Source organism: Salipaludibacillus agaradhaerens, assembly GCF_002019735.1.
Lineage (GTDB): Bacteria > Bacillota > Bacilli > Bacillales > Salisediminibacteriaceae > Salipaludibacillus > Salipaludibacillus agaradhaerens.
Map to the genome: position 1 here is coordinate 1,472,650 of NZ_KV917378.1, position 23,184 is coordinate 1,495,833.

At 37.0% G+C, this 23,184-nt stretch carries 22 protein-coding genes and 1 riboswitch; of the genes, 9 read left to right on the forward strand and 13 right to left on the reverse strand.

What is annotated here, in order from left to right; all coding sequences use genetic code 11:
* Positions 1-156: 156 nt before the first annotated feature.
* Positions 157-1,260, reverse strand: a complete 1,104-nt coding sequence (locus BK581_RS07150; RefSeq protein WP_078577519.1) for a TIGR04053 family radical SAM/SPASM domain-containing protein — start codon at positions 1,258-1,260, stop codon at positions 157-159.
* 180 nt (positions 1,261-1,440) lie between these two features.
* Here BK581_RS07150 and BK581_RS07155 point away from each other — a divergent pair, with 180 nt between their 5' ends.
* The 4 genes from BK581_RS07155 (at position 1,441) to BK581_RS07170 (ending at position 3,946) form a co-directional block, all read left to right on the forward strand.
* Positions 1,441-1,758 (forward strand): ArsR/SmtB family transcription factor, encoded by a 318-nt coding sequence (locus BK581_RS07155; protein ID WP_078577520.1) that lies wholly within the window; start codon positions 1,441-1,443, stop codon positions 1,756-1,758.
* A gap of 87 nt (positions 1,759-1,845) precedes the next feature.
* On the forward strand, positions 1,846-2,712 hold the full coding sequence (locus BK581_RS07160) for a permease (RefSeq protein ID WP_078577521.1): 867 nt from the start codon (positions 1,846-1,848) through the stop codon (positions 2,710-2,712).
* Positions 2,713-3,059: 347 nt separating this feature from the next.
* A complete protein-coding gene (locus BK581_RS07165; RefSeq protein WP_078577522.1) occupies positions 3,060-3,245 on the forward strand; it encodes a hypothetical protein in 186 nt (61 codons plus the stop codon).
* Between the two features lie 302 nt (positions 3,246-3,547).
* Complete coding sequence (locus BK581_RS07170) at positions 3,548-3,946, forward strand: GyrI-like domain-containing protein (protein ID WP_078577523.1); 399 nt, start codon at positions 3,548-3,550, stop codon at positions 3,944-3,946.
* Positions 3,947-4,061: 115 nt separating this feature from the next.
* Here BK581_RS07170 and BK581_RS07175 read toward each other — a convergent pair whose 3' ends face one another.
* The 7 genes from BK581_RS07175 to thiD all read right to left on the reverse strand — a co-directional run bounded on the left by BK581_RS07175 (position 4,062) and on the right by thiD (position 9,338).
* Complete coding sequence (locus BK581_RS07175; RefSeq protein WP_078577524.1) at positions 4,062-4,526, reverse strand: hypothetical protein; 465 nt, start codon at positions 4,524-4,526, stop codon at positions 4,062-4,064.
* Positions 4,523-4,732, reverse strand: a complete 210-nt coding sequence (locus BK581_RS07180; protein WP_276327420.1) for a helix-turn-helix transcriptional regulator — start codon at positions 4,730-4,732, stop codon at positions 4,523-4,525. The genes BK581_RS07175 and BK581_RS07180 overlap by 4 nt, the downstream gene beginning before the upstream one ends.
* A 188-nt stretch (positions 4,733-4,920) precedes the next feature.
* Complete coding sequence (gene bcmE / locus BK581_RS07185; protein WP_211273953.1) at positions 4,921-6,192, reverse strand: thiamine pyridinylase; 1,272 nt, start codon at positions 6,190-6,192, stop codon at positions 4,921-4,923.
* A 29-nt stretch (positions 6,193-6,221) separates the two neighbouring features.
* Positions 6,222-6,989 carry a class I SAM-dependent methyltransferase gene (locus tag BK581_RS07190; protein ID WP_078577526.1) on the reverse strand — a complete coding sequence of 256 codons (768 nt, stop codon included), beginning with the start codon at positions 6,987-6,989 and terminating at the stop codon, positions 6,222-6,224.
* A 12-nt stretch (positions 6,990-7,001) separates the two neighbouring features.
* Entirely contained in the window at positions 7,002-7,979 is a 978-nt protein-coding gene (locus BK581_RS07195; RefSeq protein WP_078577527.1) for a thymidylate synthase, read from the reverse strand.
* On the reverse strand, positions 7,960-8,433 hold the full coding sequence (locus BK581_RS07200) for a TIR domain-containing protein (protein ID WP_078577528.1): 474 nt from the start codon (positions 8,431-8,433) through the stop codon (positions 7,960-7,962). Before BK581_RS07200 ends, BK581_RS07195 begins: the two co-directional genes overlap by 20 nt.
* 83 nt (positions 8,434-8,516) lie before the next feature.
* Positions 8,517-9,338, reverse strand: a complete 822-nt coding sequence (gene thiD, locus BK581_RS07205) for a bifunctional hydroxymethylpyrimidine kinase/phosphomethylpyrimidine kinase (RefSeq protein ID WP_078577529.1) — start codon at positions 9,336-9,338, stop codon at positions 8,517-8,519.
* Positions 9,339-9,428: 90 nt separating this feature from the next.
* A riboswitch (TPP riboswitch) is annotated at positions 9,429-9,527 on the reverse strand.
* 442 nt (positions 9,528-9,969) lie between these two features.
* On the opposite strand from thiD, the gene BK581_RS07210 reads away from it, so the two are divergent.
* Positions 9,970-10,410 carry an NUDIX domain-containing protein gene (locus tag BK581_RS07210; protein ID WP_078577530.1) on the forward strand — a complete coding sequence of 147 codons (441 nt, stop codon included), beginning with the start codon at positions 9,970-9,972 and terminating at the stop codon, positions 10,408-10,410.
* Between the two features lie 353 nt (positions 10,411-10,763).
* Complete coding sequence (locus tag BK581_RS07215) at positions 10,764-11,225, forward strand: GNAT family N-acetyltransferase (RefSeq protein WP_078577531.1); 462 nt, start codon at positions 10,764-10,766, stop codon at positions 11,223-11,225.
* 108 nt (positions 11,226-11,333) lie between these two features.
* Here the strand turns inward: BK581_RS07215 and BK581_RS07220 are convergent, their stop codons facing one another.
* Positions 11,334-11,537, reverse strand: a complete 204-nt coding sequence (locus tag BK581_RS07220; RefSeq protein WP_078577532.1) for a hypothetical protein — start codon at positions 11,535-11,537, stop codon at positions 11,334-11,336.
* A 281-nt stretch (positions 11,538-11,818) separates the two neighbouring features.
* On the reverse strand, positions 11,819-13,324 hold the full coding sequence (locus BK581_RS07225) for a hypothetical protein (RefSeq protein WP_095995596.1): 1,506 nt from the start codon (positions 13,322-13,324) through the stop codon (positions 11,819-11,821).
* Between the two features lie 483 nt (positions 13,325-13,807).
* Between BK581_RS07225 and BK581_RS07230 the strand changes: the two genes are divergently transcribed.
* Positions 13,808-15,544: an ABC transporter ATP-binding protein gene (locus tag BK581_RS07230; RefSeq protein ID WP_078577533.1), complete on the forward strand. Its 1,737-nt coding sequence runs from the start codon at positions 13,808-13,810 to the stop codon at positions 15,542-15,544.
* Between the two features lie 106 nt (positions 15,545-15,650).
* Here the strand turns inward: BK581_RS07230 and BK581_RS07235 are convergent, their stop codons facing one another.
* The 3 genes from BK581_RS07235 to BK581_RS07245 form a co-directional block, all read right to left on the reverse strand.
* Complete coding sequence (locus tag BK581_RS07235) at positions 15,651-16,679, reverse strand: serine hydrolase domain-containing protein (RefSeq protein WP_078577534.1); 1,029 nt, start codon at positions 16,677-16,679, stop codon at positions 15,651-15,653.
* A 1,374-nt stretch (positions 16,680-18,053) separates the two neighbouring features.
* Positions 18,054-19,508, reverse strand: coding sequence for a glycoside hydrolase family 1 protein (locus tag BK581_RS07240; RefSeq protein ID WP_078577535.1), 1,455 nt, complete (start codon positions 19,506-19,508; stop codon positions 18,054-18,056).
* Between the two features lie 109 nt (positions 19,509-19,617).
* Complete coding sequence (locus BK581_RS07245) at positions 19,618-20,367, reverse strand: MurR/RpiR family transcriptional regulator (protein ID WP_169837595.1); 750 nt, start codon at positions 20,365-20,367, stop codon at positions 19,618-19,620.
* A gap of 401 nt (positions 20,368-20,768) precedes the next feature.
* On the opposite strand from BK581_RS07245, the gene BK581_RS07250 reads away from it, so the two are divergent.
* Positions 20,769-21,767, forward strand: coding sequence for a sugar-binding protein (locus BK581_RS07250; protein WP_078577537.1), 999 nt, complete (start codon positions 20,769-20,771; stop codon positions 21,765-21,767).
* Positions 21,760-23,178 (forward strand): sensor histidine kinase, encoded by a 1,419-nt coding sequence (locus tag BK581_RS07255; RefSeq protein ID WP_078577538.1) that lies wholly within the window; start codon positions 21,760-21,762, stop codon positions 23,176-23,178. The genes BK581_RS07250 and BK581_RS07255 overlap by 8 nt, the downstream gene beginning before the upstream one ends.
* Positions 23,179-23,184 lie beyond the last annotated feature (6 nt).

Genomic DNA, 23,184 nt, shown 5'->3' on the forward strand with positions numbered 1-23,184 from the left:
TGAAACAGAACCCCGTGAATATAAATGGCCCTCACAGTTGTGAGAGCCATTTTCCATATCAAAAATTATTATTCTCACAATGCTTCATTTGATCTGTTTAATAATTCAAATCGACATATTCCATAGCCTGTCTATTTTACGAGAATTAATAACTTGTTATCTTAATGCTTTCGGAATATAGATACAAAACGGATCACTTTCCAAATAGTCACCTGTCATTGCATAAGCGCGAGAGCGGGAGCCGCCACACACGTAACGAAATTCGCAAGTCCCGCATTTCCCTTTATAGTTATCAGGTGTTCGAAGCTGTTTTAATATGGGAGATTCTCGATAAATCTCTGCAATCGGGGTGTCCCGTACATTCCCACATTTCACGGGCAATAGTCCACTTGGATAAACATCTCCAATATGTGAAATAAATACAAACCCGTTTCCATCATTAACCCCTTTTGGCGCTCGTCCAAGACCATCGATTTTCCCTGTATGTCCTTCACTTAATACATCTTTATAGCGAATTGATTTGTCTCCACTAGTGCTCTCTCTCATTTTTTGTTGAATAACAACACGACGATAATGCTGTGCTGCTGTTGTTTTTATATCAAATGTTGACCGTTTACTTAATTCGTATAGCCATAGAAACGTTTTTTCATGCTCTACGGGGGCAATCATATCTGATTCCTTTCCTCTGCCAGTCGGCACAAGAAAAAACACACTCCACAACACACAACCTAACCTCTCTACTAATGCCGCCATCTCCTCTAACGTCTCATAATTGTACCTTGAGATAACGGTATTAATTTGAATCGGCACATCCAATTCCTGCAAATACGAGATCGCTTTCATCGTCAATGCAAACGATCCTTCTGTCCCCCTAAAATGATCATGAATCTTCGCTGTAGGCCCATCAAGACTAAAAGCCCACCTAGCAAGACCTACTTCTTTTGCCCTCTCAATAGCCTGTTTTGTCACATTTTCCGTGGCACTTGGGGTCATAGATAACCGGACACCTTTTTGCGTTGCATAGTCAGCAAGGGCAAACACATCTGGACGCATTAAGGGGTCTCCTCCACTAAAAACGAGCATCGGATTGTCCATCTCGTAAATTTCATCTATTAATGCCTTCCCTTCTTCAAATGACAATTCTAAAGGGTGGCGATGGTATTGTGCTTCTGCTCGACAATGAAGGCATTTCAACTCGCAAGCACGCGTCAGTTCCCATATGACAATAAAAGGATTTTGATTAAAGTTGGGTAGTTTCATCGTTAACCCCCTTCATTTTCTTCTCTTAATTATTATAGAAGGAGTTCAAGGAATACGATGTGAGAGATATCACGATTGCTAAAAATATACCTGCAATTTTTATAATTAATCGCTTGCCAATAATTTTCAAGTGTGGTATCGTTTCCATAAATCAAATAAATTTGATATAAGGGTGATGATATGAACAAGACAATACCAGTTAAAGCCTTACCTGACTTCTCTCTATACGAGAAGCGTTTTAAAGCACTGGCTGATCAAAAAAGGTTGCATCTTCTTTCGCTTCTCTGTCAACAAGGGGCCACATGTGTGTGTGATTTAACAGAGGTACTAGATCTTCCTCAATCAAAGCTTTCTTATCATTTAAAAATTTTGTTAGAGGCAGATTTAATATTAAAAGAAAAAAGAGGAACTTGGAACTATTATACTATTCACTCTGATGTTATTAATCATTTACTTTCAGAGGAACTCTGCTGTCTTCTACGCCCGGCTGATTCGTGACGGTCACCGGGGTTAATTACTATTCAATATATCAATTTTTTTTGATGTAAAGTTTACAAACAAATAATTTTAAAAGGTGAGGTTATTATGGTCGACACATTTATAAGCTTCGCTACACTGGCATTCCAATTGACGGCTCTTTTTGTCATCGTGTCTTTTCTCATTAATTTATTTCAAAGCTACATACCTTACGATAAAGTTGAGCGAAAGCTGAAAACGTCGCATCCATTAGTTGGCGCAATTATTGCCCTATTATTTGCTTTCATCACGCCTTTTTGCTCATGCTCCACGATCCCAATCATTGTTAACCTGCTTAAAAACCGCGTAAGATTCGGGATCGTCATGGTGTTTTTATTCGCTTCACCTGTACTTGATCCAACTATTTTAACAATTATGACAGTAATCATGGGCTGGAAAGTAACCATTATATATATGTTAATTACCGCTACTTTATCGTTAGTTATTGGACTATCTTTAGAGAAATTCGGGTTTGAGAAAGACGTTAAAAAAGTCATCATGACAGGCTATCAGGCAAAAAATTCTCGCTTTTCGTTTAAGCACGCGTGGTTAGACACGTTAACATTAATGAAAAATGTCTATCCTTACTTATTACTCGGTGCTGCAATTGGCGCCGTCATTCATGGACTCGTACCAGCTGAATTTATTAGCGCTCATTTCGGCGGAGATGCCCTCTGGCTCATTCCAGTAGCAGCGGTTGTCGGCATTCCTTTATACATCCGCTTATCGAGTATGATTCCTATTTCACAAGTTTTAATCATGAATGGCATGGCCCTTGGCCCCGTCATGGCAATGATGATAAGTTCTGCTGGCGCAAGTCTGCCAGAGCTAGTGTTATTAAAAGCGATCTTCAAGAAAACACTCATCGTCATGTTTGTCATCTCAGTCATCGCCATGTCAACTATTTCAGGTTTTATCTTCTATTTCATTTCTTAGCATAAAAAATCCTATGATAAAAAGGAGGTGACACCCTATGAAAAAATAGTTTAAAGCTTTAACTTCTACTAGTAAAAAATCTAAAACAACGACTTGTTGTCAAGTGAAAATAACAGCAGACACTGTTAATAACTCCTCCTGTTCTAAAGAAAATTAATCTACTACTTAGCTAAATGAAAGTCATAAATTCAAATCATGACTATGACTGTCTCATTTCAGCCGGATGGTTGTCTACGATAAAATTAATACTTATTGTATATTAGGCGTGTTATTGCTTTAAAAACATCATTATTCACTCGACTTAGCTGTGTTACAATTTAATTATTAAACTGGGAAAGGATGGTATGATGGGTTGGATACTAGGAATCGGGATAGGTGCTGTGACTCTGTTTTGGCTTGCCGCTGAGCTTGCAGTTGTGGAGGAAAAAGGCCGAGGAAGCCGTGCTTTTTTTAAGAGCGTTAAACGTTCCTTATATGTCATCACACCACTTTTTATTGTAGCAGGCGCCCTTTATTACCTGTTTTTCAATTAGATATAACGTTTGACATGTTGTTTGACAATAAATAACATGTCTTTTAGTATGCAAATGTGTTTCGCAAAGTAAACGAACTACCCCTCGATATTTCATGACCACCGCTCATTTATTATCCCCCCTCTCCCTTTGCTGAGAGCAATTAACTCTTACAATTACAATAGACAAGAAAAAAGATATATGCTAAACTATTTAAGAACACATGTTCCCATATTTATCTTTATAGCCTATACTCCCTTGAATTAAACAACTCGAAAGCCCGATTGCTGTTTACCATTACATACCAAAAAGGAGCTAATCTCATGAACTTATCACTTATTCAAAGTACACGAACTAACAATTTTAATGATGATCTCGTATTGCAAAAAATAACTGAGCTATGGAAAGCCGCTAGTTCTAAGCTAGCTGATCATCATGATTCCCTATACGGACTATATCATGATTATGAGAGTGACTATAAAGGGGACTATACATTGAGTGTCGCAATTAAAACGACAGAGGAAGCGGCTGATTTATCACTTTCAGAAAATGAAAAATATGAGATTTTTAACGTCGATACAACTGATGAACAAGGCGTTTTTAAGGCGTGGCAAAAAATTTGGCATCTAGAAGAATCAGGTGAATTAAAACGAGCTTACTCCTATGATTATGAAGAATACCAAGTAAATGGCGACATTAACATTTATATTGCTATAAAATAAATGATTGAAGTATCGAGAAATCAGGTGGCGTCTCGACGTCACCTGATTAATAATTCTCATGTAGACTACGCGTTGAGTTGAAGAGAAGATCCTAACCCTTAAAACAGAATTAAGATTAATAATGTCGATACCATGAGATGATGTAAGTTAATAACTGGGTTAAAGGCAATAAGAGAAAAATTATAATCGGATAAAATGGGATTGTCTCTGATACAATTGGATAAAAAAGCAACAGAGCACAAATGATCGGCGTGGCCCACATTAAACTAATATAAGATGCCCGACAAGCTCGATTCGTTAATTCAGTCTCCCGTTCATCTTTTTCGTTAAATTCCTCAGGCAGTAACAAGGCTTTCGACCATTCCTCTTTCTTACGCTTTCGAAGACGGACAAAAGTCGTCACACCACCTAAACAAACAAAGGCAAGCAACGGATTAAGATTTATCTCAAACATCGTCGTATCTCCAGCACTAGGATTGAACTGCGATATATCCACCATTGCTAAATAGAATTCACTCATGACCCACCCAAATAATACTACTAACGTCATAGTGATGGCTATATGGCGAAAGATACTCATGTTTCATCCTCCTCCTTTATAAAAAAAATATCTTCAATAGCTAAGTCAAAGGCTTTAGCTATATTCATAGCTAGCATTAACGATGGGATATAACTCCCTTTTTCTAATGCTACAATTGTTTGTCTCGTCACATTGACTCTTTCGGCTAAAGCACTTTGCGTCATCCCATGTTTTGCACGTAATTCTTTCACGTTATTTATTAACACATGAATCCTTCCTCCTCCAAAATGTAAAGTCTACTTTACAGATATATTGTAAAACAAACTATACATTTTGTAAAGTTAACTTTACACAACTAAAAAAGATGCCATTATCTCTAATTGATAAAAGCATCTCAAAATGTTAGATTTCAGATGATATTAGCCTTATGATCCTGTCATGTTTTACGATCTAGTTATTTAATTGCAGGACGATAATCTAGTGTTTTTTTACTGGCTTTTGTGGCTAACTTCTCCGCAATAATAGGTTTCGCTTCATCCAGCCATGGTCGAGCATCTGGTCCCATCTTAAATAGTTTATTGTTTTCATGGGTTGCTATACCTTTTAACTCTCCATAAATCGGATAGTCCCCTGCTAACTTATCATAGACGCTCTCTCTCGCTGGTAGCAGGTATTGGGGATAGGGATTATTCTCGTCTGGTGCCACAGCATCAACTAATGTGTCTGATGCGGCAATAACATTAGCTAGCTCAATAGCTACTTCCTGTTTATCTTCATCAGTGATTGCTGAATTTATGCCGACCACATCACCATAAAATACTGGGATATCTGTCGTATTTGATAAAGATATTGTTTTGAAATTAACGTCATTAGCAAAATCACCCATGGATGACATAGCTTCTGTGTAACCAATATAAGCTTTGCCATAGCCTTCTTCAAACCATTTAGCTCGGATATAGGGATCATTATTGTCTGGCCAATAATTTGACTGTTGCGCTCCTGCCATTCGTTGTAACATGACAAGACTCTTCAACGCACTTCTGTTTAAGTGAGTTAATTCTGGTAAAACGTCATAGTCCGTATAGACGCCTGTTGTATCAAGGAGCGCATCAAGATACATAAGAACTTTCGTTGTACTACCTGACATGTCTATTAACAGACCTTCACCATGCTCTGGAATAATGCCACTAGATTGTCTAGGCCCAACCTTCTGATATAACTCAGGAACTGATGACACTTCTGACAGGGATGAATCATCTGCTCTTGTGTATAACAAGTTCGTGCACACGATCTGTGGAATTGCATAAACATGATCATTAACTGTGACGCCATCTAATGCGAATGATAAAATATCTGAACTTTCATCAATCTCATCATGTGTAAGTGGCATCAAATAGTCTTCCTCAATAAAATGAGAAAGGTATATCGCATCAAAAACAAACACATCTAAATCCTCATATGGATCCGAAGAATATCCATCCCAATCTACAAAATTCAATGCCACATCTGGTTGAACGGTAGCCCATTCTTCGGCAACCGCCTTTTCGAACCTTTCCAAATCTGGCACATAAGGATATAAAGCTACAGTCAATGAATCTAACTCTTCCGTTTCTGTAAGTTGGCCATCTCCGTAAACGTGACTCGAATAGCTAAAAATACTTGTGAAAACGAGTATACTCATGATGGAAGCTATTTTTCCCTTTATAGATAAAAGCCTGTTCATCATATATCCTCCTTTAAATTTACATCTATTAGCTACATGTCCGTTTTCTTCGCTTTAAAAATAATAAAGGGGGCTTGATCTTTTTCATCTCCCCATTCTGTGACATTGTATTTCTGTTTAGCCTGTTCCACTTTCCTAGCTGTGAGCGTCTCAATCGTCGGTTCACATGTACCAATTTCGCTAAATCTCGCCTCCTCTAAAACTGACATGTAAAACTCTCGTGTCCAATAATAGTCATCTAGAACTAAGTCAGGCCTATTTAAAATATGCAAAAATTGTTGTTTCTTATCACCGTTTTTATAGGTCTTGCCTTTTACACCATTTCTAAATGTTGAGAATTCATAGCCGATCGCATTTGGGTTAGAATCTAAAATCAGTAATTTTCCAGAAGGTTTTAAAACTCTGTAAATTTCTTTAATGACGTTTCCTATCCGCTCTTCACTCGATATATTTATAAACACAAAGCAAATGATCACAATATCCATTGAGTTATCCTGTAAAAAACTTAAATTATCATTGGCTATAAGCCGGTAATCAATATTTTCTTTATGGCGATAATTTTTTGCAATGTCTACCATACCTTTAGACTCATCTACAGCTACGATTTGGTAATTTTCGTTAAGTCCAGCTAATCGTTCAGCTACTTTCCCTGGCCCACATCCATAATCAAGTATATGATGGGCTTGGCTGCTTTCTTTTATTTCGTCGAATAATACTTGAAACCCTAATATATCTTCAAGCATGTCATTATAGTCATTAAATTTTTCCGTGACATCTGATGATTTCCATGACGTCCCCATGATCTCATCCTCCTATAAAAGACTTGCCCATTTATTTTTAACAAAATATTGATAGATCGGTAACAGAGTATGGTACAACTGTGCGTCTATTTTTTTTGAATAATAGATGCTTTGATAGATAGCAAACAACGTGATGAGCTGTTTCCAATACTCGTCAATCTCTATAGCATCAATCTGTTCCTTTGATAATGCCAGTTCCCTGTTTCTTAATAATGCTTCATATTCAATAACTGTCCTCAAATCCTCCCAATTATTTTTGTGTGGCATAGACGGAAATGAATAATTCAACTGACAAGTATTCGTTTCATCTGATAACACACTCTCAACCTTTGGATTGTCGGGCTCATATATATGCATCGTCGCCACATTGTGATAGTATTTACCAGTGTTTAAACCTAATTGCGTCGCCATCATTTCTTGAATAAATGTAAACGAGAATATATCGCTTACAATACCTCGAAACGCATCATTCGCTCTCATAAAAGTACATAAATGCAAGTCATTCTCTCTTTGAAAAAATTGTAAGCCTATCGTACATGACACATCAATATTGCGTAAAAAAATATCTTCATTTGCATCAAATATTTGAATAAACCCACGTTTCGTATCTTTATCCTCTATTAATACGTTAATTAACCTTTCCCATTGATTGATCTTGTTCTCTCCAAATGAAAACAGTTTCGGACCGTAAGCAGTCCCAGTCAATATCTCACCATCAGCAGAATACTTTGCGATATTGCTAGCGTAATAACTAATAAAATCCAACTTATTGCTTCCTGATAAATACCAAAGAGCCTCAGCAAAATTGAAGATTATATTTTCTTGGCGAGATGGTTTATAACATACTCGTTCAATGGGATTCTTAATTTCAAATGAACAATTTAATCGTTCTTTACTTTTAAATCCTCTCGGATTATTCTCATACTCAGGAGAATAATAGACTTGATCCATGGTGTGAAGGTAAGCCTCTTCAAAGTGACTGAACTTCATTATTTTCTATCTCCTTTATAAGCGCATCTAATCTGTCCATATAAGAATCTTCTTCACTATAGACGATATAATTAACGTCTGAGACAGTGTGCAATCCCCTTACTAAGTATGCGTAATTCTCCAGATCTTCAAACAATAACAGGATCATTTTTTTATTAAATGCCGATGCCCATCCGATCTCAATATGGGTCCCTGGAGAGGCTGGAAGTCCTGGAAAAGCGATAAAAATGTCACAACTTTCTATTTCATCATAGTCGATTTTTGTACACTGTTCTGGCGTCATAAACTCCTTTCCCCATAATTCTCGTTTATGGGCATTATGAACCTCATATCCTAAATCCTCCAAATAATTTATTAAATCTATAAGTCGCTTTTTCATGTTAGTTTCAAGTATGGATGTCTCTTTATCTACTAAGCTTTTAAACGGAGCTGCTAAAAATATTTTTTTTCCCATATAACATGTCTCCTTACTACTGAATTTTTGATTCATAAGCTACTAGAAGCCATTCAAAGGGTTAAGTTGATGATTAGTTCGCATTATTTTAAGCTTTCATTTTTAGTCGCTTTAAGGCCATTTTTATATAAATCGTAAAAATGATGTGTTGGACCATTTCCTTTTCCAATAGCAAGTGAGTTGGCAATAGCTGTCGTCACATACTCTTTTGCTAGTTCTACCGCCTGATTTACTGGCATTCCCAGCGCCAGATTAGAGGCGATTGCAGAAGAAAAAGTGCAACCCGTTCCATGGGTGTTTTTCGTTTCAATTCTACGTGTTTTAAAGTGATAGCATGATTCGCCGTCAAACAACACATCCAAAGCATCTCCCATAGCATGACCACCTTTGACAAGAACATTTTTACACCCCATGTGGTGAATTTTTCTGGCAACAGTCTCCATATCAGCCGTATTCGTCACTTTTTCATTAGCTATTTTTTCTGCTTCAGGGATATTTGGCGTTAATATATCTGCATGGGGAATAACGACGTCAATCAACGTCTCTACCGCATTAGGATCCATTAATGGTGCGCCATTCTTTGCATACATAACAGGATCTATAACAACATTACGCGGTGAATATTCTATCAGTTTTTTGGCAACAGCTTTCATGCACTGCGGTGTCGATAACATCCCTATTTTGACAGCATCTGTCCCAATATCTTCAAAGACAGCATCAATTTGCTTCTCAATCATATCAGGCGTTACATCCTGTATATCAATGACCCGGCTCGTATTCTCAGCAACGACTGATACGATAGCACTCATCCCAAAAACTCCATGAGCTGAAAATGTTTTTAAATCTGCTTGAATTCCTGCGCCACCACTGCAATCGGAGCCAGCGATACTAAGCACTGTTTTCATATTAAAAGCCTCCTCAAATATTTTAAATAGATGCAAACAAATATTAAAAAACGCTTCCTAATAGTCATAGTAGAAAGCGCTGCAATACATACGGTTTATGTAATTGCTCCCTACGTCAGTATTAACTGTAATCAGGTTCAAAGGGTCAGGTTTTACCTTCTCAACTATATCGTTCCCCCGCAACATTAACTTTTTAATTATGTATAATAATCTGTCAATCTATATCTATTATCCTCCTATGCTCTCAGTAATGAACTTGACTCCATACTAATTTATCACCCATTTTTATACTAATTTTCTCTGTTTCTTACATTATACTACTTATACTAAAAAAAGTAAAAAATGTTTTCAAATCAATCATTTAAGTTTTTTTCCTTGAAATCCCTTTATTTTTTTCCTTTTAGAGTATAAAATAGTAAACAGTTAACAATGTCATAACTATTATTGAAGAACTGGAAAACTGTAGATAGGGTTCCGCTAGTAAATAGGTCTGTGACCGAGGTCTACATCTTTTACGTATGTAAAAGGCACCTATTGACATAAAAGGTCCGAGGGGAAAGGTTCAGTGTATTTAGTATGCGCTGTAAACCTTTCTTCTCGTTTTTTATATTTAAAAGGAGGCGTTAAGTTTATGCATCACATCGATGAATTAAGAGCTGGTGTTGCTGTTATTATTTTAAATGAAGAGAACCACGTCCTTTTGCAGAAGCGGGCTGACGTGGGGTTGTGGGGCATTCCATCTGGACATATAGAAATAGGAGAAACTGTGACAGAGGCCGCTGTCAGAGAAGTGAAAGAAGAAACTAACTTAGACGTAACAATTAAGAAGCTTATCGGTGTATATTCAGATCCGGCATCACAAGTTTTCAACTACCCTAACGGGAAATCTGTTCATTTTATTACAACTTGTTTTCTTGCAGAAATAATTGGGGGAGAACTACAATGCCATTCTGATGAATCACTTGCCGTACAATTCTATGATCCTAACAAGCTTCCACAAAACTTACTTACGATGCATCCCCGTTGGTTAAAGGATGCTCTTGCAAATTGTGATACAGCTTTTATCAGATAATAAACATCATCTATAACTGAATGAATCTCATCATTGAAAATAAAATAGAAAGTTCAAATAATGAATGTGACTTCACTTCAGACTGCGCTTCCTCCTCAGGAGGGCGCCGCCTTACGTTTCAGTGACTTTTTATCATCCGCATATAATGAAATCTATTTCATATTAGACGTGTTATACTTTAAAAACCTCATTATGAAATCGCTGTAAAAAATAACTGTCAGCATTACTACATTGTGGACTAAACCTTATATTAAGAAACTATGATTAAAAACAAGCAACTATTTACAAAAGAAGTTATATTCTTTTATTTCTACTCAATTATTAAAGAAACACACTATGGAGGAGGCTTTGCAATGACTAAAAGCATAACGTTTCGAACTGCCAAAGAACAGGATTTGCCTAGAATTGTGGCCATGCTTTCAGACGATGTATTAGGTAGGCAAAGAGAGCGAAACGAGCACCCCCTTCCCGAAAGTTACCTTAAAGCATTTCATGCTATTACAACCGATCCAAATAATGAATTAATTATAGCTTGTATAAAAAATGACATTATCGGGGTTATGCAAATCACATTTACCCCATATATAACGCATCAAGGGGGATGGAGAGCCACTATTGAAGGGGTTAGAACTGACGCATCAACTCGAAATAAAGGTGTAGGGACAGAACTTATTCACTGGGCTATAAAGCGCGCAGAAGAAAGGAAATGCCATTTAGTTCAATTGACAACGGATAAACAACGTCCCGATGCTCTGCGCTTTTATGAGAAGCTAGGTTTTAAAGCTACGCACGAAGGTTTAAAACTGAAGCTCTAATATGTAGTTGATTAAACATACTAACTTATAATGTCAACTCTACACCTAACAAACAAGAGGTATAATGGTTTACAATACCATACTCTCAGTTAATTCACATAAAAATCGTCAACGCATAAAAAAGAAATAAAGAATAGTAAATACGAGCGCTGGTACGAACGTGACCACATATATACTTGATAAGATAATCATACGATTTTTAGTATGTTTTCGATAGTTTTTGTCTTCTGGTTTCATGCCGATCATCAATGTTGCCACTAAAGCCCCTACACAAATAACAGCACTTATCAAAATGAGAGGAAAATGAGGCATTTCCCTACCTCCTTTTTTCATGTTATTAACTCTTTATACTTTAACATACTATCTCTTTTCTTTTCACCAACATGAGGTATCTAAAGACATTATCTTTTCAATGTCATCGGTATTCCAAAACAGCCCTGTTTCTATATTAAGCACGTACTTTATAGAAGTATTACTGTACGCGTATTTCACACGAAAAACGGTGTTCTCACATAAGTTTATACTTACGAAGAACACCGACATTCACAAAAGTACTGTCACTTTCTGCAACATATATTAATTTAATGAGACATTTATAAGAATAATATAGACAAAAGCATACCTGCTAATCCTAAAAGCGTTAAAATATACACAGGCAGTTTTGGCATGTTACCGTCATTCTCCATCGCTTTACCAAACATGTAAAAGACAAATGGATGAATCAAGAATGTCATGGAGAAGGTAAATGTAACTAAACCTGCTGCTTCTGAACCAAACATGCCTTCTTGAATAGCCGCAAACAAACCGAAGTGAGAAATAGCTGATGCTTTTGCCATCGCGCTAAATTCTAAGGACATAGAGCTAAAGCTTAATGCTATTAACCCACCGAATATAGCAATTAACTGCCAACCGAAACCAAATTGTAATAGTCCTTTTACCTCCTCACGGTCATTCATTCCATTACAGCGTTTTAAATTTTTAAGTCCAATCACTAGTAATATAGCTCCTACAATCATTAAAATAACAGACGGTACCATGAGAAGTGCACCACGATCTGAGCTCATCGCTAATATAGAAAACACAAATATGTGCATAGCAAAAGGGATATTTACGAGCATGGGTGCTCGATTTGCTGCTTTCTTGCCAAGATCCCCTGCCGTACATGCCCCAGTCAATCCTGTATGAGAGAGCGCGCCTGCCATTCCTGGAGCCAGATTCCTCACATTCGCAGTCCCTGCAACATACATAAGTAATGCAATACCACCAAACATCCAGAAAATTTGACCGAAGAAACCATACCCAAGAACAGCGTTAGCATTCTCCATCGCGAATGCTTCCATAATTCGCGAGCCACCAACCATAAAATTCCCGGCTAAGACGACAGGAATTCCTGCAAAAAGCAGCGCTTTAATGGTAGGTCCAAAACTGTAACTATAAAAAAGGGCACCAATAGCTGTGGCAATTAACATCGCAAAGAAAATTTGTGGTAAGGCGACTAGGTCTTGTATAGCTAATGATAAATAATATGTTATTAATGAAATACCTATAATGATCGCGATTTCTAGTGCGCCTTTTTTAATGTACATCCGCTTATCAGTATATATTGCCTTATTATCTATTAAAACGATGGCCCCAACTAAACCGAGATAAGCGAGAATCGCATAATAGTCTCCAAGCGGTGAAGAATTCAACCCTAAAATGAGGCGAGACACTGCTTCAATACCTAACAATAAGAAAAAAGAACGGATAATAAACACGAGTTGAGTCCGTGTTGTCCCTAAAACCACTTCCTCTTCAGAAGGAATAAGTAATTCCGCATTAGACAATTCTTTATTTCCAAATATTTTCCGTATTTCTTGTCCTCCAACAAAAAATGTCACAATTAATGCGATATTCGTTGTTTTCGATAAAAACTCAATAACAGGAAACTCTCCTAAGCCTGGTGTCGCAACACCACTTGATTCTAAAATAAACCCCATCGCTAAACCAAATATAACGATAAGCAAAATAGGTGAGTAACGTGTACCTGCTACTACTGTTCTCGAAATAAGTATCATAGGTACTAACATAAATAACGTCAGTAAAAAATGATTTAACATTTGCAAACTACTAATTTGTTCTTGTAAAATACCAACTTGTTCAATAATCCCTTCCACGACACTCTCTCCTCTTCCATACTTTGTATAAGTCTTCACAAAAACCATACTCCTATTTGATAAATATGTAAATCTCTCCTGTCACTTTGACACTCAAGCGTCATAAAGATAACGCTTACACACTATGTAATGACTTTTTCTTTTCAATAGCATTTACATTTCCGTTAAGTTAAACTATTGAAGGGTAGATCTTTTTATCATTGCTAAAAGTTTGGTTGCCTTGTCACCTTCGCTTCCAAGTACTTCAGGATAATAGCCAGTGTTCTATATTTTGATGATAAGAGCTTCTCCCCCTTCATGAAATGCGACTACTTCATTGCTTCGACTGTATACTGCCCTTTTAACATAAACTCTCACCTAAAAGTAAATGTCGCCTTATTTAAATCCATACTTAATAAATGCACTATTGTCTAAAGGAGATATCTTATGGAAAACCAAAATCGCTCTAATTTAAAGTCTTTTCTTTCACTTATTTTATCTACGAATATACCAAAACTTGCTCTTGCCATTGGACTTGTTGGAAGCCTCATCACAACTTTAGTCGGACTGACCATTCCTCTACTGACAAGAGAGATGGTAGATGGGTTTTCTATGGCATCATTAAATACAATGCTTATCGTCATTATTTTAGCTGTCTTTATTTTACAAGCAGTTCTTGATGGAATTTCTATGTACGCACTTGTTTATGTCGGCCAAAAAATTGTGGCTCGATTACGAGAAAGAATGTTGTCTAAACTCATCCGCTTACCAGTTAGTTATTTTGATAAACATACGAGCGGTGAAACTGTCAGTCGTGTCGTCAATGATACTGGTATTGTTAAAGATTTAATATCTCAGCATTTCCCTCAGTTTATTAGTGGGATTATTACCATTATCGGTGCAGTAACAATCCTGTTTATTATGGACTGGAAAATGACATTACTCATGTTGATTGCTGTACCCATTACTATTATGTTTATGGTCCCTCTCGGAAGTAAAATGGCTAAAATCTCCCGAGGGCTACAGGACAAAACAGCTACTTTTACTGGAAATGTACAGCAAACATTAAGTGAAATTCGCTTGATGAAGGCTTCGAACGCCGAAAAGATGGAGGAAAACAAAGGATTTACCGGGATTAATCAGCTTTTTTCTTATGGATTAAGAGAAGGACGTATTTTTGCCCTGATTGCGCCACTCATGTATCTCGTCGTCATGGTTATTATCGTCATCATTATTGGGTATGGGGGAATTCGAGTCGCGGATGGTACGATGACAACTGGTTCACTTGTTGCATTTTTACTGTACTTATTTCAAATTATCTTCCCCCTTACGTCTTTTACTATGTTTTTCACTCAGCTTCAAAAAGCAAGAGGGGCAACGGAGCGGATTATTGACATTTTGAATGTGGACCTTGAAGTAGGACAAGATGGTGTAGAGATAGATATTACAAACAAACCCGTCTATGTGGAGAATGTCTCGTTTGCCTACAATGAAAAGGAACCTGTTCTAAAAGATCTATCCTTTCATGTACAACCAGGAACAATGGTCGCATTTGCTGGCCCAAGTGGCGGTGGAAAAACAACGATGTTCGGTTTGCTCGAACGCTTCTATGAACCAACATCAGGCGACATTATAATTGGGGATACGTCCATTAAGGCGCTCTCTATGGCTTCATGGAGAAAGCAGCTTGGATATGTGTCACAAGACAGCCCTATGATGGTCGGAACGATACGGGAAAATTTATGCTACGGTATGGATGAACACGAAGAATTTGGCGATGACCGGCTTTGGGAAGTAGCGAAGATGGCCTATGCAGACCAGTTTATTAGTGAATTTCCTAAAGGACTTGACACCGATGTGGGAGAGCGAGGCGTCATGCTTTCTGGTGGTCAACGACAACGTATTGCAATTGCACGGGCTTTTCTAAGAGATCCGAAAATATTGATGATGGATGAAGCAACGGCAAGCTTAGACAGTCAATCTGAGGGCATTGTCCAACAAGCGTTATTACGACTCATGAAGGGACGAACGACTTTTATTATTGCGCACCGCTTATCTACCATTGTAAACGCAGATAAGATCATTTTTATTGAAAAAGGCGAGATCACAGGTATGGGCACTCATCAAGAACTCATCCAATCTCATGAGCTATACCGCGAATTTGCTGAACAGCAATTGACATAACAAAAGTTTTTACGCATCCATACACTAGGCTCTTTCACACACACTTATGAGAGAAGCCTAGTGTTTTGATTATAGATAGAATGGTTATGATTATGCACCAATTGTTTTAATTAGAATTTTTCCAAACCTCTTCAATCCCTTTCATCATATCGTATGCGCCGTCCGACTTATTTGAACAAACAACAGCAGAGGTAGACGTATGTGGGTAAAAAGCAGAATGGAAGCTGACACCTGGGTCGTATCCCATAACATGATATTTAAAAATGTCATCATTTATTTTTTCGATCCACACTCCATAACCATAATAGCCATTTGCTTCTCCTGTTGAGGTATAAGGGGTTAATAACTTCTGAGTACAAGTTTCACTTAATAGCTGACCCTTCATAAGGGCATTCCATAATTTAGCCATATCTGTTACAGTTACATACGCATCACCATCTGCCCCTCCTTTTACAGGTAGCGAATAAATATTTGTTTTCCACGTACCATCAGGGTAATCAATATATCCTTGTGCTGTGTTCGATGGAAGAGCGTCAAATTCAAAATATCCTGACTTATTCATCCCAACTTTTTTGAAAATATGTTCTTGAATGTAATCTGTAAAAGATTGCCCACTTGCCTGCTCAACTATTAACCCGAGCAGTATATACCCTGCATTGTTGTAAGAGAACCTTTCACCTAACGTTAATTTCATCGGTTGATGTTGAAAGAGTGGTAAAAAAGCTTTTAACTCTCTCAGGTGGTACATCGGTGTTTTAATCCACAACTCTTCAAAATCATCCATAACTTCTTCATCAAAATAGTCAGGGATGCCTGATGTGTGGGTTAAGAGATGATGTATTGTAATATCTTGATTAAAATTTGGTAAGTCAGCACTAAGACATTCTCTTAACGTTAAATCAAATGCAAGTTTTTTCTTTTCAACAAGCTGACAAATCGCTATAGCTGTAAAAAGCTTACATCCAGAGGCGATGCCGTAACGAGTCGCTGCATTATTAGACACACGTTCAGACCGATTTGCATAGCCATAGCTCACCTCCGTTAACACTTCGTTATCATTTTTGACGAGCACTGTCCCTGAAAAATTGTGTTCACTTTGAACCTTTTCTAACTTTTTCAATATGTCCGTGTTCATGATATACCCTCCTAGCTTTAATCATTAGCACTTATTCGCCACAATCAATCATCTTTCCTTTTTTAATAAGTAAAATTCTTTCAAAATAAAGTAAATAGTTCACAACTGAAAGAATTCCATATCGATTAATGAATGTGGGTTTCATTTCAGACGGACACTTTCAGGAGGACTTGTCTTCAGTTAACTTTTGCTCGATAGTGCTTCGCAATAGTGGCTCTTCAGACTTCGTTTCATTCTCTGGAAGTTGCCGTCTTATGTTCTAGTCACTTGTTACCGTCCGTATATTGAGTAATTATTGTTCATAAAACGTCATTAGTGTTACATAAATGTTTTTGGAAATTCCAGAACCAAACGTCTTAGTATTTAAAGCCAAAAAGATAAATACCCATCAAAGGTAGCTTTATTGATTGGGTGATTATTTTACAATTATACTAGTGCGATGATAATACCCATTAAGGAGTGGCTTTTTCTTCAATCTTTCGAAGCCACATAAGCGCCGGCAATGCTGCCCTTTAATAACGGCTAATTTGTAGCCGATTTGACCGTGAGCCGCTTTTCATATGACCAAGTTAAAGAGAAGTTCAGCAAGTGTTTGGCCGATAGCTCGACATGAACTGGACCAGACGACTCTTATCCTTAGTAGAAAAAGAAGTGCTGAGGCTAACAATTCAAAAAGGAGAAGTCCTATTTGCTATAGAAATCCAGAAGTATTAGAAGCTCGGTGAAAAAAGTACTTTCTCAGACAGAGTCTGATTTCCGTCTGGTATCGTGAGGATTCGCTCTTATCGGCTGGGGGTGATCAGACAGGTTAAGAACCCGATCTGAGAAATAGACGGAATAAATGCTCTTAAATAGTCATTAGCAATGAAAATAGCTTAAATAGGCGGAGAGATTCCGCCTATTGACTCGGAAAACTTGGAAATGGCTCGTTTTGCTTTGCATAGTCGGAAAATTTCCCCCTATATTCCCAGAAATGAGCTCTCTCCTACCGCTAACCGGAAAATATCCGTTTATTTCACCTCCGCTAATGACTCGATTATTGGTTCCTTAAAGTCAGGTGTAACCCATCTAAATCCACCTTTAATCGGACATTCTCTTCTTTGGCTCTAAACAGCTAGAATCATTAAACTGAAAATTATGATATTATTTATGCAATGCTAGTGATGAAACGTCATTATGAAAGTGATTCATCCTCCAAAATAAGAACCGCTTTACTGTATTAAAGATGATCTAAAAAGCCTATAACATTTAAGAATGATGAAATGCGATAAAAAGATCGTCCACTAATTAACCTTCACCAATTAAAAAGTGCCCATCCTAGTTTTAAGGATGCGACACTTTTTAATTCGAACCCAATCAAGTTTAGGCTTGTATTTATAGAATTTCACCATTTGATTCGATAACCTGTTTATACCAATCAAAGGATTTTTTCTTTCGTCTTTCTAATGTACCATTTCCATAATCATCTTGATCCACATAGATAAAACCATAACGCTTAGACATTTCAGAGGTGCTTGCACTAATAAGGTCAATACACCCCCAACTCGTGTACCCCATAATGTCCACGCCATCTTTAATCGCTTCAGCCATTTGCTCAATGTGAGCCCGTAAGTAGTCGATGCGATAGTCATCATTAATTGACCCATTTTCCTCTACTTTATCGTAAGCGCCTAATCCATTTTCAACGATAAACAATGGGACTTGGTAGCGGTCATACAATTTATTAAGCGTTAAGCGCATCCCTTTAGGATCAATTTGCCATCCCCAATCAGATGCTTCTAAATAAGGGTTTTTAATACCACTGAAGAAATTTCCTTTTTCCTTCTTTTTCTCAGGTGCACCGCTTGCTACCATTGTCATATAATAGCTGAACGACAAAAAGTCGACTGTATGCTGTAATAAAATTTCTTCATCGCCAGGCGCCATCTCAATTTTAATATTATTCTCTTCAAAGTAACGGTTCATAAAGCTCGGATAGTAACCACGGACTTGCACATCGGTGAAGAATAGATTCTTCTGATCTTCTTCTAAAGCTGCGAGAGCATCATCAGGGTTACATGTTTCTGCATACGTTTCCATACGTGCTAGCATACATCCGATCATAGCGTCAGGAATAATATTATGGCATGCTTTAACAGCTCGCGCACTTGCCACAAACTGATGGTGCAAGGCCTGATAAACAGCCTGCTCTTTATTCTCTACACGATCAACAAGAATTCCGCTTCCAATGTACGGAGAAATGGTTGACACATTTATCTCATTAAATGTTAACCAATATTTTACCTTGTCTTTGTAACGGTGAAAGACCGTTTGAGCATAATGAACGAAGAAATCGACTAGACGGCGGTCTTCCCAGCCATTGTATTTTTTTACCAGGTGTAGTGGTATTTCATAATGTGATAATGTGACTAAAGGTTCAATACCATACTTCTTGAGCTCATCAAATACGTTATCATAGAATGCAAGCCCTTCTTCATTAGGTTCTGTTTCATCCCCATTCGGAAAAATACGTGGCCATGCAATCGACAGTCGGAATGTTTTAAATCCCATTTCCGCAAATAGCGCAATATCTTCTTTATAACGGTGGTAAAAATCAATTCCTCGCCGCTTCGGAAAGTTACCACCTTCTGCTTCAGCCAAAAGGCGATCCAATTCTTTTTCACTTCGAACATCCATCTCAATGTCATTTGTCCGTTCCTCTTTAGGAATAAATTTTACCATATCAAAAATAGATAGACCTTTCCCACCTTCATTGTAGGCACCTTCTAATTGATTAGCAGCAGTCGCCCCTCCCCATAAAAAACCTTCTGGAAAACGATTTTCAGTCATAGTTGTATCCTCCTATTTTGTTATCTATGTTTGATATCTTTTGAAGATCTCAGAATTATCATACTACCGATAAACAAAAATAACTGGTCTCATTTAGACCAGTTACGCACTAGTAGGGATATAGGCGTTGATACCGTTCAACTAACACATCAAACAATCGTAATAATGTATAACCGCTGACAGAGCTATTAGTATGTTTGCCACATTGCATGATCTCATCAAATTCTACTAAATGATGGGTTTCTTCCATAAATGTTAGAAGTAACTTCTGCCCTTTTGCAGATGTGATCTTGTCACCGACATAAAAACCATCTGATAAAATATTTCCACCAATGGAGATTGTGATGAGTAGATCTTCCTCTGTTAAATCAGACAAAGCATCAATTTGTTTAAAAAGATTCGTACTACACTCACAAAACTTCCCCAATTGGAAAAGTTTTTTTTGCAATTCCATCGCTTGCACTTGATGCTTTTCAAAACCTAAAATAACAATTCGTTTTGCTCTATGAATTTGGTTAATAACCCGATTCACCTTTTGTTTTGAGATATTTTCTATTAGTGTAATATTCTCAGCTAACTGCTGTTTAAATATGTCTGAACTTAGCACGATATCGGGCTCTTCATACTTTGAAGAAACTACCACACTATGTCGCAAATTGGAAAAATTTTTAAAACCAATTCGTTTGCAGAAACGATTAATTGTAGACGGGGCAACATTACAAGCTTCAGCAGCGGTTTCTAATGAAAAATCTTTAATTTTATTGATGTTTTTTAGTAAACTTATTGCAATAGAATAATTGATATCCTTCTCAAGTGAATTATTTATGTAAGCTAAAAGTGTATAAATCAATTGCTCCAATGTCCCCACCTCTACAAGTATTTTACCATACCCGAGAGCTGATCATCGGTCTTGCGCTTGCTTATTTCTTTCATAAACGTCTATAAGGAAAGAACAGTCACATGCGGCTATATAAAACGCCCCTTCAATCAAAGAGCATTTTTATTCTTGTGTCACTGATTGTTAGTTGAGTCAATCAGAGCTTTAGCGTTCGTTAGCCCCGTCTAAATAGATTACCTCTCTTCTCTAGTTTAAGCAGAACAGGGAGCTTTGTGAACGCTTATCTGTGACAAAAATTATTGCCTATTAGTCTTGTTATTGCTATAAAAACATCATTGTGAAATGACTCAAATAAATCCTTATTTTTGTATGATATGATGACTATATAAAACGGTTACAATCCATCTTCTGGAGGAATGTATATGAATCGTACAAAAAGCCTTTATATTGTTCTTATTTTTTCGTTTATAACAGCACTTGGGTTTTCATTATATTTCTATAATCACGTTCAAGAATACGACGAGAAAATAGCAAAAATGAAAGCGCTACCCTCTCTACCTCAGTATCATATTGCTTTGATTGGTGAAGAAAAAGATCACGATTATTGGCGTTTAGTTGGTGAAGGTGCTAAAGAAGCAGAAGTTATCTATGACACATTTGTAGAATATGAAGGACCCAAGCGTTCCAATCCTGAGGAACAGCTGAAGTTATTAGATATGGCCATCCAATCTAACGTGGATGGGATTATTGTTCAGGCTCTGAACGAAAACTTTAAAGTGTTGATTAATGAAGCGGAAAATAAAGGAATTCCAGTTGTAACCATTGATACAGATGCTCCCGATAGCATGCGTGAAACGTATATTGGAACCGATAACTATTTAGCCGGTCAACTTGCTGGAAAAGCATTACTAGAGGATACAACTGGTGAGGTAAATGTAGGCGTTGTGACAGGCAGCTTTCAAAATAAACATCATCAATTGCGTGTGGAAGGGTTCAAAGATGTAATTAAAAAAGAAGATCGGATTAAGATCGTTGCCATTGAAGAATCTAATATTCTAAGAGTGGAATCAGAGGATAAAGCTTATCAACTATTAAACGATCATAAAAATATTACGGCTTTTTATGGCACGAGCTCTTATGATGGGATTGGGATTGTAGCAGCGGCAAAATCATTAGACAGGTTAGAGGACTTGTATGTGATTGGCTTTGATACTTTAGATGAAAATATCGAGTTACTCAAAAATGAAGAACTAAATGTTGTCATTGGTCAGCAGCCTTTTCAAATGGGCTATGATAGCATTGGAATAATGCTTGATATTATAAAAGGGAAAACAGTAGAAGACATTTATTATACAGAGGTTTCCATTCTACGAAAGTCAGACTTAACAGCTTCTAATAATAAGGGTGGAGCAGATGATTAAAATTCGAACAAAATTACTCATCTACTTTGCTACTATTCTCTTATTAATGATGACATTATTTTATTTTCATGAACAAAGCAATCAACAGGTAACAAATTTTAACAATGAGAATATCGAACATTTTTTCTTATTAAATGAAATTACAAAAAGCACTAATCAGACATTCCAAGCTTTACAAATATACGCACATGAACCTTTACCAGATAACCAATCCTCGTATGAGGAGGAAAGGAACTACCTCGAACAACTTCAGCAAGAATTTGCGGCAAAGGAAACAGTAGACATTCCTATGAAAAACTTTCTAAACCTAATGACAACCTTTCTTGAACAGACACAGCAAACAGTTGATGGTATACAAAACCAGGACATTCCTCACTATTCACTTTATTTAGTAGAATCAGAAACAACTGCAGGTTACATTCATGAAAAAACCAGAGATATCATTAATATGGAGTTGACCACTTACCAAGATTTATCCTGGCTAATGGACCGGAAAGTAGAAAATACAAAAAAAATGAGCAATGCCATTATCATTGCTGTTATTTTTCTTAGTATTTTATTTGCAATTTGGTTTTCAAATGGTATTACTAAAACGATTAACCAATTAACATGGACAGCAAAAGAAATATCTAAAGGGAATTACTTTGTTCAAGACCTCGTTGTCCCAAGACGAGACGAACTATATTTCTTAACCGAAACATTTAATGATATGAAACAGAATATCATCGAATCAATGAATCAGATAGAAGAAAAATCCAGACTCGCACACCTGTTAAAAGAAATGGAATTAAGAAGCTTACAAAATCAGATTAATCCTCATTTCTTGTTTAATACGCTTAATACCATTTCGAAGACCGCATATATTGAAGGGGCCGAAAGAACAAGTGACTTAATTACATCTGTTTCTGCACTATTACGCTATAATATTGGCAACTTAGATCGTGATACGACATTAAAAGATGAAGTAAACATTGTTAACGAATATTTTTTCATTCAGAATACTCGGTTTGGGGAACGTGTAAAATTTGTTCAACACATTGACCCTGCCTGTCTATCAAAACCAATCCCTTGTTTAACCTTGCAACCGATTGTGGAAAATGCTTTCGTGCATGGGATCGAAAATATTGCGAAAGGCGCAAAAATCACTCTTGATATTTACGAGAAAGGAGAAAGTATTTATCTCGAGGTTTCAGATAATGGTGTTGGAATGGACCAGCAAACAATCGAACATTTACTAGGGGCAAAGGACAAAGAAGCAACACCACCATCCAAAAAACGATCCGGTCATTCAACAGGGATTGGATTGGTCAATGTGATAGATCGTCTTCGTTTATTTAATAAACATAGTAAGGTATCGATTGATTCTGAGCCTGGCAAAGGAACGAGGATTCGAATTCAATTACTAAAGTAGAAGGAG